The sequence below is a fragment of the Baekduia alba genome (genome assembly GCF_028416635.1).
Taxonomy (GTDB): domain Bacteria; phylum Actinomycetota; class Thermoleophilia; order Solirubrobacterales; family Solirubrobacteraceae; genus Baekduia; species Baekduia alba.
This window is the reverse complement of the sequence record NZ_CP114013.1, coordinates 1,613,041-1,627,855: the sequence shown is the minus strand read 5'-3', so window position 1 is coordinate 1,627,855 and position 14,815 is coordinate 1,613,041. Positions and strand designations below refer to the sequence as shown.

At 70.9% G+C, this 14,815-nt stretch carries 19 protein-coding genes; 2 read left to right on the top strand and 17 right to left on the bottom strand.

What is annotated here, in order from left to right; translation table 11 throughout:
- Window position 1: 1 nt before the first annotated feature.
- The 14 genes from DSM104299_RS08050 to DSM104299_RS07985 form a co-directional block, all read right to left on the bottom strand.
- Window positions 2-1,297 (bottom strand): transglycosylase SLT domain-containing protein, encoded by a 1,296-nt coding sequence (locus DSM104299_RS08050; RefSeq protein ID WP_272476779.1) that lies wholly within the window; start codon window positions 1,295-1,297, stop codon window positions 2-4.
- Window positions 1,290-1,955, bottom strand: coding sequence for a hypothetical protein (locus DSM104299_RS08045; RefSeq protein ID WP_272476778.1), 666 nt, complete (start codon window positions 1,953-1,955; stop codon window positions 1,290-1,292). Before DSM104299_RS08045 ends, DSM104299_RS08050 begins: the two co-directional genes overlap by 8 nt.
- Window positions 1,952-2,287, bottom strand: coding sequence for a hypothetical protein (locus tag DSM104299_RS08040; protein WP_272476777.1), 336 nt, complete (start codon window positions 2,285-2,287; stop codon window positions 1,952-1,954). Before DSM104299_RS08040 ends, DSM104299_RS08045 begins: the two co-directional genes overlap by 4 nt.
- Window positions 2,284-2,628: a hypothetical protein gene (locus DSM104299_RS08035; protein WP_272476776.1), complete on the bottom strand. Its 345-nt coding sequence runs from the start codon at window positions 2,626-2,628 to the stop codon at window positions 2,284-2,286. The genes DSM104299_RS08040 and DSM104299_RS08035 overlap by 4 nt, the downstream gene beginning before the upstream one ends.
- 100 nt (window positions 2,629-2,728) lie before the next feature.
- Complete coding sequence (locus DSM104299_RS08030; RefSeq protein ID WP_272476775.1) at window positions 2,729-3,490, bottom strand: hypothetical protein; 762 nt, start codon at window positions 3,488-3,490, stop codon at window positions 2,729-2,731.
- 284 nt (window positions 3,491-3,774) lie between these two features.
- Window positions 3,775-4,992, bottom strand: coding sequence for a hypothetical protein (locus DSM104299_RS08025; protein ID WP_272476774.1), 1,218 nt, complete (start codon window positions 4,990-4,992; stop codon window positions 3,775-3,777).
- Window positions 4,993-5,251: 259 nt separating this feature from the next.
- Window positions 5,252-5,611 carry a hypothetical protein gene (locus DSM104299_RS08020; RefSeq protein ID WP_272476773.1) on the bottom strand — a complete coding sequence of 120 codons (360 nt, stop codon included), beginning with the start codon at window positions 5,609-5,611 and terminating at the stop codon, window positions 5,252-5,254.
- 25 nt (window positions 5,612-5,636) lie between these two features.
- Window positions 5,637-6,491, bottom strand: a complete 855-nt coding sequence (locus DSM104299_RS08015; RefSeq protein WP_272476772.1) for a response regulator transcription factor — start codon at window positions 6,489-6,491, stop codon at window positions 5,637-5,639.
- Window positions 6,492-6,588: 97 nt separating this feature from the next.
- Complete coding sequence (gene phoU, locus DSM104299_RS08010; RefSeq protein WP_272476771.1) at window positions 6,589-7,287, bottom strand: phosphate signaling complex protein PhoU; 699 nt, start codon at window positions 7,285-7,287, stop codon at window positions 6,589-6,591.
- On the bottom strand, window positions 7,287-8,192 hold the full coding sequence (gene pstB, locus DSM104299_RS08005) for a phosphate ABC transporter ATP-binding protein PstB (protein WP_432419775.1): 906 nt from the start codon (window positions 8,190-8,192) through the stop codon (window positions 7,287-7,289). The genes phoU and pstB overlap by 1 nt, the downstream gene beginning before the upstream one ends.
- A complete protein-coding gene (gene pstA, locus DSM104299_RS08000) occupies window positions 8,189-9,061 on the bottom strand; it encodes a phosphate ABC transporter permease PstA (RefSeq protein ID WP_272476769.1) in 873 nt (290 codons plus the stop codon). Before pstA ends, pstB begins: the two co-directional genes overlap by 4 nt.
- Window positions 9,058-10,068 carry a phosphate ABC transporter permease subunit PstC gene (gene pstC, locus DSM104299_RS07995; RefSeq protein WP_272476768.1) on the bottom strand — a complete coding sequence of 337 codons (1,011 nt, stop codon included), beginning with the start codon at window positions 10,066-10,068 and terminating at the stop codon, window positions 9,058-9,060. The genes pstA and pstC overlap by 4 nt, the downstream gene beginning before the upstream one ends.
- A 167-nt stretch (window positions 10,069-10,235) precedes the next feature.
- The gene (gene pstS, locus DSM104299_RS07990; RefSeq protein ID WP_272476767.1) at window positions 10,236-11,345 is read right to left on the bottom strand and encodes a phosphate ABC transporter substrate-binding protein PstS; all 1,110 of its coding nucleotides are present in this window, start codon (window positions 11,343-11,345) and stop codon (window positions 10,236-10,238) included.
- Between the two features lie 57 nt (window positions 11,346-11,402).
- Window positions 11,403-11,762 carry a winged helix-turn-helix domain-containing protein gene (locus tag DSM104299_RS07985; protein WP_272476766.1) on the bottom strand — a complete coding sequence of 120 codons (360 nt, stop codon included), beginning with the start codon at window positions 11,760-11,762 and terminating at the stop codon, window positions 11,403-11,405.
- Window positions 11,763-11,877: 115 nt separating this feature from the next.
- Between DSM104299_RS07985 and DSM104299_RS07980 the strand changes: the two genes are divergently transcribed.
- Both DSM104299_RS07980 and DSM104299_RS07975 read left to right on the top strand, forming a co-directional pair.
- Complete coding sequence (locus DSM104299_RS07980) at window positions 11,878-12,507, top strand: DUF47 domain-containing protein (protein ID WP_272476765.1); 630 nt, start codon at window positions 11,878-11,880, stop codon at window positions 12,505-12,507.
- Window positions 12,508-12,535: 28 nt separating this feature from the next.
- The gene (locus DSM104299_RS07975) at window positions 12,536-13,000 is read left to right on the top strand and encodes a CYTH domain-containing protein (RefSeq protein WP_272476764.1); all 465 of its coding nucleotides are present in this window, start codon (window positions 12,536-12,538) and stop codon (window positions 12,998-13,000) included.
- Here the strand turns inward: DSM104299_RS07975 and DSM104299_RS07970 are convergent.
- The 3 genes from DSM104299_RS07970 to DSM104299_RS07960 are packed head-to-tail and all read right to left on the bottom strand — an operon-like array spanning window position 12,997 to window position 14,801.
- Window positions 12,997-13,407: a hypothetical protein gene (locus DSM104299_RS07970; protein WP_272476763.1), complete on the bottom strand. Its 411-nt coding sequence runs from the start codon at window positions 13,405-13,407 to the stop codon at window positions 12,997-12,999. The genes DSM104299_RS07975 and DSM104299_RS07970 overlap by 4 nt on opposite strands.
- Window positions 13,408-13,413: 6 nt before the next feature.
- On the bottom strand, window positions 13,414-14,070 hold the full coding sequence (locus DSM104299_RS07965; RefSeq protein ID WP_272476762.1) for a hypothetical protein: 657 nt from the start codon (window positions 14,068-14,070) through the stop codon (window positions 13,414-13,416).
- Entirely contained in the window at window positions 14,067-14,801 is a 735-nt protein-coding gene (locus DSM104299_RS07960; RefSeq protein ID WP_272476761.1) for a hypothetical protein, read from the bottom strand. The genes DSM104299_RS07965 and DSM104299_RS07960 overlap by 4 nt, the downstream gene beginning before the upstream one ends.
- Between the last annotated feature and the right edge of the window lie 14 nt (window positions 14,802-14,815).

Genomic DNA, 14,815 nt, shown 5'->3' with positions numbered 1-14,815 from the left:
GTCACGCGACCAGCCGCACCTTCAGGCCGGTCCCCGTCGCCGCCGGGTCGCCGGCGCCGCCGAGGAGGCCGAGGATGGTGGCGACATACTCGACCGTCTCGGGGATCGGCGGGATGCAGCCGCAGCGGGATACCGGGATGGGGCCGGCGTTGTAGGCGGCGAGGGCGAGGGGGACCGAGCCGAACTGGGCGAGCAGGTCGTGCATGAGGTGGGCCTGGGCGAGGATCGCGGCGGTGCCGTCGAAAGGGTCGGACAAGTTGTAGTCCTTGGCGGTGCCGGGCATGAACTGGGCGATGCCCTGGGCGCCGGCGGGTGAGATCGCGAAGGGGTTGAAGTGCGACTCCTGGAACAGCTGGGCGGCTAGGAGCGCGGCGCCGACGTTCCAGCGCTGCGACGCGCGCGAGATCGCCGGCGCCCAGCGCGCGGGGACGAACGCGGGCAGGCCGCTGCGGCCGTCGCCCGGCCCGTAGCCGACGCTGCGCGAGCCGGCCGCGCGGACGTAGCCGTAGTGCCACGGCTCCCACGCGTACCGCTGGACGAAGCCGAAGCGCTTCGCGTGCGCGGCCAGCCAGCCGTAGGCGCCGTCCGGACCCAGGTCGAGCTCCGTTCCCAGCCGGTGCAGCGACTGGCCGGGCGGCGCGACCCACTTCGGGTCCGGATGGGCGGCGAAGAGCGCGGCCTGCTCGGCGTTGGTCCGGAACGCGCTGGTGACGATGAGGCCGACGCCGTCGGCGCGGGCGGCGGCGCTCATCCTGTCGAACGCGAGCGCGACGTCCGGCCGCATCCGCTTGCCCTGGCGCTGGGCGAGCGGACCGCGGTACTCGCCGCCGAGGTCGCCGCCGGCCGTGGGCAGCGTGACCGGCGTGATCTCGGCGACGGCGCGCGCCGGAGTTGTGAGGGTCCTTCCTGCAACGTGGAGCGGGTCGCGGATCGTCACGGCGATCCGTGTCGGAGCGAGCGCGGACGCGTCGGGGAACGCGACGGCGATGGTGCGCGCGCCGTTCCGCCGCGCCGTGACGACCGCGATCCTCCGCGCCAGCGCGAGGTACGCCGCCCGTTCGAGATGCCGCGGGTTGACCACGCCGTCGTCGAGCCGCGCCGGCTCGAACAGCCGCGGCTGCGCGACGCGCATCGCCTCGGCGCCGGCGAGCGCCGCGAGATCCGCCGCGCCCCGCCGCTCCTGATGCGCGCCGATCCCCGCCGCGAACGCGCCGAGCAGCGAGGCCAGGACGATGACGAGCACCATCACCCCCAACAACACGACCATCGCCTGGCCGTCGTCCCCGCGCTCAGCCATGGCCGCCCTCCAGCGCCGAGGTCGCGGCGGCGCGCAGCGACGGCCCGAGGACCAGGCCGGTGCCGGCGAGGAGGTGGTTGGCGGTCGTGCCGGTGCGGGGCAGTCGCAGGATCGCGGTCGAGCGGCCCAGGTGGGCGGCGGCGTCGACCGCGAGCGCCTCGAGGCCGGACGGCGCGTCGGGCGGGGGCACGATCACGATGCGGTCGACTGCGGCGAGCAACGGGTCGAGCGCCGGTGGCCGCGCACCCGCGATGACGATCACGACCGGCGCGTCGCCGGCGGCCGCCAGCGCCCGCTCGGCCGCGGCGCGCGCCTCGCCGTCCGCGGCGGGGAGCGCGACGGTGACCAGCCGGCCCCGCGCGGCGACGACGAGCCCGCGCGCACCGAGGCGATCGGCGGTCCGACGCGTCGCCGCGGACGCGAGCCCTGGGCGCGGCGGCGTCGTCGCCCCCGACCAGACGCACACCACCGCGCAGCGCGCCCGCAGCGCCGCGGCCGCCGCGAGCGCCAGCGCGGAGCCCGCCACCGCCCCGTCCGCGCCCGCCGCCAGCACGGCCAGCGTCGACGGCACCGCCCGCTCGGCCACCTGCGTCGCCGGCAGGTCGGCGGTCGGCGCGACGAACAGGTCGCGCAGGCGCGCGAGCACCACGGCGCTCACGACGCCGGCCCCGCGTCGGCGGTGGCCGTCGAGGCGAGCGTCCCGGGCAGCAGCGGGAGCACGGTCGCCGGCGTCGCGCGGACGCGCACGTGACGCCCGGTGACGCGGACCGCGAGGCGGGCGTGGGTCCAGCCGGGAACCGCGGCGCTCGCCGCCGCCGCAGGATCGCCGCCCTGGACGATCGCCATCGCGCCCGCCTCCGCCGCCGACGAGGCGACGGTGCGGGCCGCACCCGCGGCCAGGAACTGCGCGGCCACGAGGACCACCACGACCACGAGCGGAACCATGCCCACCAGCTCGATCGACGACTGCCCGCGGTCCTCGCGGATCACGACTGCCGCTCCATCGACGCGCGCGCCGTCACGGAGCCGAACCGCAAGCCCGCGAAGACCGCCGGGATCTGCACGCGCACGACCACGCCCGGGTCGGCATCCGACACGCGCAGGCCCGAGCGCAGACCTTCCGGCAGCACCGAGCGCGCCGCACTCGCCGGATCCGTCCCCAGCGCCTGCGCCCGCGCCGCGTCCCGCGCGGCCGCGCCCGCCAACCACCACGCCTCTCCGGCCACCAGCGCCTGCCACCCCAGCAGCGCGATCGCGACCAGCGCCGGCAGCAAGGCCACCAACTCGACCGTGGCCTGCCCATCTTCTCCGCGCGCCGTCGCCGTCCACATGGGCGCGAAGGCTCGCGCCCGAGCCCGTTACCGCTCTACGCGCAATTGCAACGAATCAGCGGAGGCGCGCACCGCCATTAAGGCGCGCCTAGATCTCGGGTCAGCCTTGACCGTCACCTGCGTGGGCGAGCAGTGGCAGCACCGCTGCCTTCAGCGTGTCCTCTGCAACCCCGCCGACGGACAGCACCAGCCGACGGGACTCGGCATGGAACTCGTATCCGACGAGCTCGCCGGTGGGTCCAAGATGCGCCTCTACCGCATCCGCCAGTCGCTGCGCCTCGTCGACACCCATCCCGGGCGCTAGGACCACGACGAGCTCGACCTCGCTCGTGTCGTCCGGCGCGGTCGGTGGCTCGTGACCCATCGCCGCCACGAGCGCCGAGCACACCGCGTCCAGACGTAAGCGCGCGTCCGCCGCCAGCGCGGCGACAGGCTCGTCGGCGACGTCATGCAGCTCCTGCGCGACCGCCCGTGCACGCGCCCGATCGACCTCAGCCGGTGCCCCTGCGGCAAGACCATCCAACAGCTCGTCGAGCTGGCTCGGCCGCACCGCGGTCGCGAACCGCCCGAGCCGCTCCGGCTCGTCGGCGACCTCGATGAGCATACGCGCGACCGGCACCGGGACGACGCCACCGCGGTCGAGCACCTCGACGACCCACTCGAGCTCGGCGATCAGGGTGCACGCGGGCTCCAGCTGCGCCAGCTCCGTCACAGCGCGAACGCGGGGCCCATCGTGAGAGCCGCTGCTGCGATGACCACCCATCGCACCCCAGGCCACATCGACCTGACCACCGTGACTGCTGGCCACCGTTCCCGGCGTTTGGTAAGCAGATGCCAGCGCTGCTGCCAGCGCGATGACCATCACCGGTGCAACGAACCGTCGCCTTATCAAGGCCAGCACGAGCCCAATCAGCGCGCACGCCAGTGTCGCCAGGCTTCCGTGACCCTGCCCACCGAGATCACCCGTAGCCACGAACATGTGCACTGAGAACCACGGAGCATGCGAGCAGGCGGCGATTATGAGACACCCACCAATGAGCGCGCCGCAGCATCAATAGCAAGTCGGCGACCCATGGTCCTCGTCAGGGAGGCCCGACGATCCGGAGATGCCGGCCAAAATCGGATCACCGAGATTGGAAACGCAGGCTACTTCTCGATGACCCGCCGCACGCCCGTCGCGCCGAGCTTACGGAAGTTCGCGTCAAGATCGACGAGCTCGAGATCAGTGGCATAGACAACAAACGATTTGGCGGACGATAAGGGCAACGTCAGTTCGCGGAGATATCTCGCAACACTAAGGCACGCCGCGCGAATCTTCTCAGGTGTCCTCGAACCCCAACTGCGGGCGGTCACTCGATAGGCATCCGCCAACGCGCCGGTGTTGAGCTCCATTGGCTCCGGGTCGAAGCACCGAAACTCAGCCGGATTCCACATCCGGTCCATTCGATCGGATGCACTCGCTTCGCCCCAACCTTGAAGCTCGGCTGTCGTGCCGATGCCGAGGGAGGGACCCCAGGTGCTGCCGTACAGCACACAGAGGCAGTACGCCGGCTCATCTGGCGCTGAGCGCTCGACCCACGCCCGGATTGCCTCGGGAAGTTGCTCGACTATCACCTGCTCGGCTGCGCGCAACTCGTCCGCGTCTGTACGTTGCCAAAGGAGTTCGCGCCCGGTTGAGGGCTCGCCGCTTTCAGAGAATTCCTGCCGGTGAAGCGAGATCAAGCCGCCGGTGGCGTCCCGCACCCCCTCCATGCGAATCACGCGACGCTGGGGTTCGCCATGCCGGACTACACCCAGATGATCGCCACCGAGGTCGCGCTGAGCGACGACGGTGTCAACCGACCCATCGGGGTTGTACTCGTAGCACTCACGAACCCACAACGGCTGGCTCGAGAAGCGCTCCGGCCACCACGTCGTCAGGCCGCATAGCCGCCCGCCGTCCACCGAGCGCCGAACCAGCGTGCGTAGCTCTTCGGGAACGGTACCGTCCGGACGAGGCATCCGATAGACGTCGAGATGGTCTCCGGCCTCACAGAAGTGAAAGGTCAAGATCTTGTCGTCGGAGGGAACGACGTCGCGCTTGCCGTCGACGAAACGACGAGCAACGCGCAACCGGCCTGCCTCGTCCCACCCGCATCTGACTGCGCTGGTCTGATTGCGCGGCTTCCAGCCCTGGCGGACCGGAGCCGGAGATCGGCCAAGCCGCTCGGAAGCGAACGGATGTGGCTCGTCCAGCGAAACGTCAACCGGCTGCCACTCCCACTCAACGACTGCCTCGAACGCCTCGCCAATCGCGTCCTTTAGGCCGGCATGGATCTGATCCCAATCAGGGGCGGGAGGAGGGGTCCAGTCAGGCACGCTCACGGCATCTGACCATTCTTGACGTGTTCGATGATGTCTCTGCCCCCGCGGCCATACGCGGTGCGCACCATATATCAAGAACCTATAGCGGTGTGGGAAACTCAGTCGACAGGTTCGAGCGGTCGGACCGTCAACGCGAAGCGGTCCAGAGCAAACGGGGCCGAGGTCCCGCGGCGGTGGCCCACGGAACATCAGAAGGCCATCGCGCAGCCTCGCAAGACTGCCCGCCCGCCTCAATCGCGACGACCAGCGCCGCCCCGCGTCAGTACCCGTACGCCCGGTGGTGCTGCCACACCGCGTACAGCGCGCCGATCGCGCCGGCCAGCAGCAACACGAACACGAGCGAGCCGAGGCCGGTGTCGAGCAGCTTCGCGCGGCCCGCCAGGGCCAGGACGATCGCGCCCAGGGCCCCGTACAGGAGTCCGCGGTGCTTGTCGCCCAGGGAGAAGATCGCCACGCGGTTCTCGCGGTAGAAGCGGATCCCGAGCAGGACGAAGATGACGGTGATCCCGATGCCCAGCAGGGCGGAGATCAGCTGGGCGGTGTCTCCGCCGCCCGGCAGGAACGCGACCGCCGCGGCGGCCGCGACGATGATCAGGACGTTGCGCAGCGTCTTGTTCACGACGCCGCCAAGAGTACTCGCTGCGCTAGGACGTCAGCGCGCGCAGCTCGGCGGCGAGCCCGGCGTCGTCGTCCATGCCCAGCAGCGTCGCGGGCGCGGGACCGTCGGCGGGCTCGGCGACCGCCGCGGCGGCCTCGCGCCCGGCGATCTCGCTGCCCTCGACCGGCTCGGCCGCGAAGCGGTAGCCGACGCCGAAGTGCGTGTGGATGTAGCGCCACTCCGGCGACGCCCGCTCCAGCTTCTGGCGCAGCTTGCGCACGAACACGTCCACGCTGCGATCGCCACGCGCCATCGCGTAGCCCCACACGCGCTGGTAGATCTCCTCGCGCTCGAGGACCCGGCCCTCGGACCCGGCCAGCAGCTCGATCAGCTCGAACTCGCGGCGCGTCAGATCGACCGAGCGACCGTCGACGAACGCCTGGAAGCGATCCGACCGGATCTCCAGCTCCCCGGCGGCCACCGGCCGGCGCTCAGAGCGCGCGTCCGACCGCCTGCGCCGGCGCACGACCGCCTCGACCCGCGCGATCAGCTCCTCCGGATGGCACGGCTTCGACAGCCAGTCGTCGGCGCCGAGCCGCAGCCCGCGGACGCGCTGGGCGACCGTCGACTGCCCCGTGCAGACGACCACGCCCAGGCCCGGCAGCTCCGAGCAGACGCGGTGCAGGTAGTCCCAGCCCGACGGGCCGAGCGTCGCCAGGTCCACGACCAGGGCGCTCAGGCGCATCGCCACGATGGTGTCGACCGGAACGGCGGAGGCCAGCGTCCGATGCTCCCAGCCAAGGCGCTCGAGCCGCTTGTCCAGAACCTGGAGGAAGCCCGAGTCGGTGTCGATCACGGCCAGCCGCAGGGGCTGAGCCGACGTGCCTCGTTCCGTCGTCATCTCGACCGGCAGTCTAGACGCACTCCTCGACGGCTGGCCCGGAAATCCAGCCCAGGGTCACGACATTTTCACAAGCCGGACAGGCGCTCGTCGCGGATCACACGAGCGGCCGCGGGTGCGAGGAGTCCGAGAACTCCCGGAACAGCCCCGTCACCACGAACGCGGTCTGCTCCCCCACGTCCACGGCGTTGTCGCCGATCCGCTCGATCGCGCGGGCGACCATCACCATGTGCATCGCCCACTCGCGCGTGTCCGAGTCCGTGCCCACGTCGATCGCGAGCTGGAAGATCTCGCGGTTGAGCAGGTTGATCTCGCGGTCCTGGCGGACCAGGTCCTCGGCGAGGTCGACGTCGCGGCTCGCGAACGCCGCCTTGCACTGCGTGACCTCGGTCCGGGCCATGCGCCCCATCTTCAGGATGCGCTCCAGGACCTCCTCGCGGACCGGCGGCTCGTGGCCCGTCAGCGGGATCGTCTTGGCGATGTTCACGCACTGGTCGCCCATGCGCTCGATGTTCTTCATGACGTGCAGCAGCGCCGCCACGACCCGCAGGTCACCGGCGACCGGGGCCTGGAGCGCGAACAGCGACAGCAGCTCCTGATGGACCTCGAGGTAGCGCCCGTCGATTAAGTCGTCGTTGCCGATGACCATCGCGGCGAGCTCGACGTCCTGGTGCTCCAGCGCCTCGAGCACCTTGTCCATCTGCCCGACGACGAGGTCGAGGCCGCCGAGGCCCTGGGCCTCGACGCGCCGCAGCTCGTCGGCGAAGTGCTGGCGGGTCGCTCCGGGGCCGGCCATCAGCCGAACTTCCCGGTGACGTACTCCTCGGTCCGGGAGTCGGAAGGGTTGGTGAACACCTGGTCGGTCGGCGCGTGCTCGATCAGCTCGCCGGCCAGGAAGAAGGCCGTCGTGTCGGCCACGCGCGCGGCCTGCTGCATGTTGTGCGTGACGATGATGATCGTGAAGCGCTGCTTGAGGTCCTCGATCAGCTCCTCGATCTTCAGCGTCGCGATCGGGTCCAGCGCGGAGCACGGCTCGTCCATCAGGATGACCTGCGGCTGGACGGCGATCGTCCGCGCGATGCACAGGCGCTGCTGCTGGCCGCCCGACAGCCCGATCCCGGGCTCGCTCAGGCGGTCCTTGACCTCCTCCCACAGCGAGGCGCCGCGCAGCGACTGCTCGACGCGCTCCTTGAGGTCGACGCCCTTGATGCCGTTGAGCTTGAGCCCGGCCGCGACGTTGTCGAAGATCGACATGGTGGGGAACGGGTTGGGCTTCTGGAAGACCATGCCGACCGCCCGGCGCACCGCGACGACGTCGACCGACGGCCCGTAGATGTCGTCGGCGTCGAGCATGACCGTGCCCTCGGCGCGCGCGCCCGGGATCTCCTCGTGCATGCGGTTCAGGCAGCGCAACACGGTGGACTTGCCCGAGCCCGACGGCCCGATCATCGCGGTCACGCGGTTGGGCGCGTACTCGATGGACACGTCCTTGATCGCGTGCGCCGCGCCGTAGAAGGCCTGCAGCGACGTCACCGAGATGCCCGGGGCCGCCTGCGCGACCGTGGCCGCGGGCCGGGCCGCCGCGACCGTCGCCCCTCCGCGCGAGGGGAGCGGCGCGCGCGGCGCGCCGGCTGACCCATCGGAGGAGGTGCGAGCGTCGTCGGTCATGGTGGTCGTTTCCGGGGTCGTGTCGCTCATCAGAGTCGGCTCCTGCGCGACACGAGCCGCGCGATGAGGGTCGTGAGGAGGATCAGGGTCACGAGCGCGAGCGCCGCGCCCCACGCGCGCTGGACGAGCTGGTCGTTGGGCGATCCCACGTCCGTGTAGATCTGGACCGGGAGCGAGTTCATGCGGTCGCTCAGGTTGAACGTGGTGCCGTTGACGATCGTCGCCGTGAACAGCAGCGGCGCGGTCTCCCCCGCGGCGCGCGCGACGGCCAGCAGGGAGCCGGTGACCAGGCCGGGCAGCGCAGTCGGCAGGACGATCTTCAGCGTCACGCGCCAGCGCGGGGTGCCCAGCGCCAGCGCGGCCTCGCGCAGCGGGTCGGGCACGAGCAGGAGGACCACTTCCGCCGAGCGGGTGACGACCGGCAGCATCAGCAGCGCCAGGGCGACGGAGCCCTTCCAACCGGCGAAGGACGATCCGCCCCAGCCGCTGAGCACGAGCGTCACGTAGATGAAGAGGCCGAAGACGATCGACGGCACGCCGGTCATGACGTCGACGAAGTAGCGGACGGTCGCGGCGAAGCGCCCGGTCCGGCCGTACTCCACCAGGTAGAGCGCGACGCCCCACCCGACCGGGATCGCGATGAGCGAGGCCAACGCCACCATCTCGATCGTCCCGAGCAGCGCGCTCTTCACGCCGCCCTGGTCGCCGAGGAAGTTGCCGGTCGGATCCTTGGTGAAGAAGTCGAGCGACCACGCGCCGAGGCCCTTGCTCAGCAGGTAGTAGATGACCAGCACGAGCGGGATCAGCGCGATGACCGTGCCGACCGCCAGCACCCCGCGCATGATCTTGTCGGTGGCCTTGCGCCGCCCGTTGAGCGGGCCCAGCGCGCTGACGGCGCTCATGCGACACCCCCGGGCACGGCCTTGACCTTGGTGGGTGGGCGGGCCGACTTCTCGGCGCGGCGGACGAGCCCGCGCGCCAAGGCGTTGATCAGCAGCGTCAGGACGAACAGCACGAGGCCCGCGGCGAACAGCGCGCCCGCGTGGACCTTGTCGTTGGCGGCCTCGCCGAACTCGTTGGCGATGACCGCGGCCAGGGTGTAGCCCTGGTCGAAGATCTGCTTGCCGATGGTCGGCGAGTTGCCGATGACCAGCGTCACCGCGATCGTCTCGCCGATGGCGCGGCCCAGGCCGAGCATCGCGGCGCCGGTGATGCCCGAGCGCGAGTACGGCAGCACGGCCATCCGGATCATCTCCCAGCGCGTCGCGCCCAGCGCGAGCGACGCCTCCTTGAGATCGGACGGCACCGTCGAGATCACCTCGCGCGAGATCGCGGAGACGATCGGCAGGATCATGATCGCCAGGATCAGGCCGGCGACGAAGTAGTTGGGGCCGGCGACGTTGCCGCCGATGAACGGCAGGAAGCTGAAGGTGTCCGCGAACCACTGCTCGGCCGGCTTGAGCTTCGGGATCAGGACGAAGATCCCCCACAGGCCGTAGACGACCGACGGGACCGCGGCGAGCAGCTCCACCAGGATGACCAGCGGCGAGCGCACGCGGCGCGGCGCCAGCTCGGTGATGAACAGCGCGGTCGCCACGGCGATCGGCACGCCGATGACCAGCGCGATGGCCGCGGTGACGAGCGTCCCGACGACCAGCGGCCACGCGCCGTAGATCGCCTTGGACGGGTTCCAGTCGTTCGTGAACAGGAACGAGAAGACGCCCTGGTGGCTGAGCGCCGGCTGCGCCTTGTTGATGAGGTAGACGAAGAAGAACGCGATCAGCGCCAGGATCAACGCGGCGAGCGTCATCAGCGTCCCGCGGAAGATCGGATCCGCGCGACGCGCCGACGGCGACCGCTCCAGGATGGAGCGGCCGCCGGTGCTGACGTCAGGGGTGGCGGTCGCCATCAGCTCCCGATCTCGGCGATCGCTTCGACAACCGTCATCTTCTCCGTCTGCGTCATCAGCTCCCGATCTCGGCGATCACTTCGACAACCGTCATCTTCTCCGTCCGCGTCATCAGCTCCCGATCTCGGCGATCACTTCGACAACCGTCATCTTCTCCGTCTGCGTCATCAGCTCGTGATCGCGGCGCCGTTGCACTGCATCGCGTCGACGGCCGCCTGGTCCTTGGTCTTGAGGCTGTCGGGGATCGGCGCGTAGGACAGCTTCTTGATGGTGTCCTGGCCGTCGTTGATGAGGTAGTTGAAGAACGTCTTCAGGCCCGTGGCCTTGTTCTTGTCCAGCCCGGCCTTGCAGGCGTCCTTGTAGGCGATCGCGAACGTCTGGGAGACGATCGGGTAGGCGCTCGCGCCGGGCGCGTCGATCGTCGAGACGCCGAGGTCGGCCGGGATCTCGATGCCCTCGGCGGCGGCCGAGGTCGACTCCAGCGTCGGGGCGATGTACTTGCCCGACTTGTTCTTGACGTCGGCGAAGGTGAAGCCGTTCTGCAGGGCGTAGGCCTGCTCGACGTAGCCGATGGCGCCGTCGGTCTGCTTGACTGCGGCGGCGACGCCGTCGTTGCCCTTGGCGCCGGTGCCGGTCGGCCACTTGATGTCCTTGTCGACACCCGGGCCGCTCTTCCACGCCGGCGAGTAGTTGGCCAGGAACTGCGTGAAGCCCTTCGTCGTGCCCGAGGAGTCCGAGCGGTGGACGACGGTGATCTTCGTCGACGGCAGCTGCACGTCCGGGTTCTGGCCCTTGATCGCGGCGTCGTCCCAGGAGGTGATCTTCCCGAGGTAGATGTTCGCGAGCGTCGAGCCGTCGAGCTTCAGCCCGGAGTCGACGCCGCCGAGCTTGTAGGACGCCGTGATCGCGCCGAGCGCAAATGGGATCTGGACCGGCTCGCCCTTCTTGATGCTGGCCGTGTCGTCGTCGGTCAGCGCCGGGTCGGAGCCCGCGAAGTCGACCGTGCCGGCCGCGAACTGCGACACGCCGGCGCCCGAGCCCACGCCCTGGTAGTTGATCGTCAGTCCCTTGCCCTTCAGGTCGGACCCGACCTGCTGGTAGATCGGGGCGGCGAACGTCGACCCCGCGCCGTTGAGCGTCGCGGTGACCGCCGCCTGGGCGTCCGAGCCCGAGGCCGAGCTGTTGGTCGAGCTGTCGTCGTCGCTGCTGCCGCAGGCCGCGAGGCCGGTGGCCAGAGCGGCGGCCGCGAACGCGGCGGGAAGGATTCGGGACTTCACGGTTGCTCCTAGATTCGTTGTCGCCCGGCAGGGTGAAGCGGCAACGACCACATCCTGTTATCGCGGTGTGGTCGAGTTGTGAAAGACGTGTGAAGCTTCGGGTGAGAACCGGTAGCCGAAGCCGACATGGGTGTGGATGAACGCCCACGACGGCAGGGCCGTCTCGAGCTTCACGCGCAGCTTGTGCACGTACACGTCGATCGAGCGATCGCCGTCACGCAGCTCCGCGTGCCACACCAACGTGTACAAGTCGCCGCGGGACACGATGCGCCCCGAGCGCCGCACGAGGGCGACCAGCAACCCGAACTCCCGGACCGAGAGCGTGAGCGCACGCCCGGCGGCGAGCACCAGCCCGTCGCCCGGCCGGATCTCCAGCTCTCCGGCGAACAGCACATCGTCTGACTGCGCAGCCTCCATCGCGATCAGGCTTCCGCGCGGGAGCGCCGCGCCGGTGACCGTCCGGTGAACCCCATGTAAACGACCTGTGAAGGCGCGGGGCGCAGGGCGCGAACGCGGTTAAGGTCGGTGAGGGATGGCGCTGTTCCGCACGACCGACACGATGGTCCTCGACTTGATCGAGGAGTCCGGCCGCAACGTCCAGCGCGCGACGCTGCTCCTGCGCGACCTGTTCCTGGAGTACCCGGAGCGCTCCGACCTGGCCCGCGACCTGCTGCTCTCCGAGCAGGAGGGGGACCGGATCACGCACGACATCATCCATCGCCTCAACGGCGGCGGCCGCGGCAAGCCGCCGCTCGATCCCGCCGACGGCCACGTGCTGGCGACCGCGCTGGACGACATCGTCGACTACGCCGAGCAGGCCGCCGACGAGCTGTCGCTGTACGCCGTCGAGGCGCCGATGGAGCAGGCGAACCTGATTGCCGACGTCCTCGTCGGCGCGGGCGAGCAGGTCGCCCAGGCCTTGCGCTGCCTGCGCTCCGGCGCCGAGATCGCGCCGCACCTGGTCGAGATCCACCGCCTGGAGAACGAGGGCGACCGCCTGAGCCGCGACGCGGTCGCGTCGCTCTTCGCCAACGGCATCGACCCGATGGTCGTGATCCGCTGGAAGGACATCTTCGAGACGCTCGAGCAGAGCGTGGACGCCTGCGAGAAGGTCGCCCACGTGCTCGAGGGCATCTCGCTGAAGCGCAAGAACCGCCGCTGAGCCCGCCGGATCGGCGAGACTCCGGCGCATGGCGGAGATCGAGCGCAAGTGGTTGGTCCGGACGCTGCCGTCGACGCTGGAGCGGTGGCCGTCGTCGCGCCTGGAGCAGGGCTACCTCGCGATCACCGACGACGTCGAGGTGCGCGTCCGCCGCTTCGACGGCGACGCGGCGCGGCTGACCGTGAAGTCCTCCCCCGCGCTGTCACGCGTCGAGGAAGAGATGGCGTTGGAGGACGGCGCGTTCGACCGGCTGTGGCCGCTGACGGAGGGCCGCCGGCTGGTCAAGGTCCGTCACACGCGCGAGGACGCGCCCGGCGTCGTCTTCGAGCTCGACCTCTACGAGGACGCGCTCGACGGCCTCGTCACGCTCGAGGTCGAGTTCGCCGACGAGGCGGCCTCCGAGCGCTTCGCGCCGCCGCCCTGGGCAGGCCGCGAGGTCACCGGCGACAAGGCCTACGCCAACCAGACGCTCGCCGTGCACGGCCGCCCTTAGCCCGGGTTGCTCCGGGCTCCCTGTTGGAGCCCGAAGCGATCCGGATCGGCCGCGTTCGGCGGTGGCGGCACGACCGCGGCGCCGACGAGGGTCGACTGCGCCTGGAGCATGAGCGGCTGGCCGCAGCGCCAGCAGTAGGCGGCGCCGCGGGAGTGCACGGCGCCGCAGGCGCGGCACTGGCCGCCGACGCCGTGGTCGGCGTCGGCGACGAGGCGCTCGACCTCGCCGAGCTCGGCGTCGGCCTCCTGCAGCTCGGCCGCCTTGCGAACCAGGACGTCGAGACGGAAGTGGTCGCGGATCGCCATCTCGTAGGTCAGGCCGCCGAGGTCCCAGTGCAGGGTCGCGACCTTCTCGGCCAGCTCGTAGCGCCGGCGGTGCAGCTCGGCGTGGATGTCCGGGGTGCTCATGTCGTCCTATCCGAGTTCCTCGACGTCGCTGCCGCCGCCGATCTTCGTGCCGCTCGTGTCCTTCGGCGGCGCCTTCCCGCCGGTGCCGAGCTGCTTGGGGAGCTTCGCCGACTTCTTGGAGTAGTCGGTGCCGGAGGTCTTGTCGAGGTCCTTGACGTCGTTGTTGGTGGTCTTGCTGGCGCGCGCGGGCTTGTCCTTCTTCGCGGCCTTCGGCGTCGTCGTCGTCTTGGCGTCCGGCGTCGTCGCGGTCGGCGCGGGCGCGACGCTGGTCGCCGCGGGCGCCACCGCCGCGGCCGGTGCCGCGCCGCCGACGGTGATGATCTGGGGCGCGGCGCCGGCGGTGTCGTCGTGGCCGATGCCGCCGATCAGGACGCCGACGCCGAGCGCGAGGACGAGGCACGCGACGCCGGCGACGGCCGCCGCGTTCGTGCTCATGCGGCCGAAGACGCCGCGCGACGTGGTCTTGGTCGTGGCCTGCGCGGCAGCGGCCGCCGAGGCGTGCGGCACCTGCGAGGCCAGGATGTCCAGGAACGGCAGGCGCGCCTCGGCGCGGCGGTTGCCGCACTGCAGGCAGTAGCGCTGGTCGGCGGCCAGCGGCGCGCCGCAGGTGCGGCACGGCGCGTCCGGTTGACCGAGCTGCGGTCGGTGCACGTCAGGGGTCACTTGGCTCCTCCTTCCTCGAGGACGGTCGGCGGCGCGGCGCAGGCCAGCCTGGCCTGCTTCGGGTCGCCGATGAAGAAGACGGTGAAGGTCGTGGGCTTCTTGAGGTCCTTGGCGGGCTCGAGGCGGTCGATGACCGCGCGACCCGCGGCGGTCACCCGGTCGCCGTCGCGCGCGACGCAGGTGATCACGATGCGCTGCTGCGCGACAGAGGACTCGTTGCGGATCGTCCCCTTCGCGTAGAAGCCGTCCTCGTCCTGGCCGGCGGCGATGCCGGCCAGCGCGATCTTGGGCAGCGCGCCCGGCGCGTTGCCCTTGGCCGCGCCGACGACCGCCGCGACCTTCGCCGCCCGGCCGGCGACCAGGATCTGGTTGTTGACCCAGTCGACCTCCTCGCCGGCCGCGAGCACCGGCAGCGAGGTCAGCGACGGGTCGAGGCCGGGGACGTCGTTGGCGTACAGCTTCCTTCCCCTGGCGTCGGTGACGGTGATGCCCACCGGCAGCGACGCCTGCGTGGGGCCGGTGTTCTTGACGCGCACGACGGCCGCGACGCCGTTGGGATCCTGGACGACGACCGCGTCCTCCACCTTGATCGAGGCGTTGGCCTTGCCGACCGTGACGCCCTTCTGATGGGCGACGGTGTTGGCGGCCTTCGCCGCCTTCGCGGCGCTCTTCTCCGGCGTCGTCTCGACGCCGAGGCAGCCGGTCAGCACGACCGTCGCCGTGCCGAGCACCGCGCACGACGAGA

Excerpts from the sequence above, each read along its gene's own strand:
- DSM104299_RS08015 (WP_272476772.1), bottom strand. The coding sequence starts at position 6,491 with ATGACGACGGAACGAGGCACGTCGGCTCAGCCCCTGCGGCTGGCCGTG.
- pstC (WP_272476768.1), bottom strand. The coding sequence starts at position 10,068 with ATGGCGACCGCCACCCCTGACGTCAGCACCGGCGGCCGCTCCATCCTG.
- DSM104299_RS08050 (WP_272476779.1), bottom strand. The coding sequence starts at position 1,297 with ATGGCTGAGCGCGGGGACGACGGCCAGGCGATGGTCGTGTTGTTGGGG.
- pstA (WP_272476769.1), bottom strand. The coding sequence starts at position 9,061 with ATGAGCGCCGTCAGCGCGCTGGGCCCGCTCAACGGGCGGCGCAAGGCC.
- DSM104299_RS08030 (WP_272476775.1), bottom strand. The coding sequence starts at position 3,490 with ATGGTCATCGCGCTGGCAGCAGCGCTGGCATCTGCTTACCAAACGCCG.
- DSM104299_RS07980 (WP_272476765.1), top strand. The coding sequence starts at position 11,878 with ATGGCGCTGTTCCGCACGACCGACACGATGGTCCTCGACTTGATCGAG.
- DSM104299_RS07985 (WP_272476766.1), bottom strand. The coding sequence starts at position 11,762 with ATGGAGGCTGCGCAGTCAGACGATGTGCTGTTCGCCGGAGAGCTGGAG.
- DSM104299_RS08035 (WP_272476776.1), bottom strand. The coding sequence starts at position 2,628 with ATGTGGACGGCGACGGCGCGCGGAGAAGATGGGCAGGCCACGGTCGAG.
- DSM104299_RS07970 (WP_272476763.1), bottom strand. The coding sequence starts at position 13,407 with ATGAGCACCCCGGACATCCACGCCGAGCTGCACCGCCGGCGCTACGAG.
- phoU (WP_272476771.1), bottom strand. The coding sequence starts at position 7,287 with ATGGCCGGCCCCGGAGCGACCCGCCAGCACTTCGCCGACGAGCTGCGG.
- DSM104299_RS07975 (WP_272476764.1), top strand. The coding sequence starts at position 12,536 with ATGGCGGAGATCGAGCGCAAGTGGTTGGTCCGGACGCTGCCGTCGACG.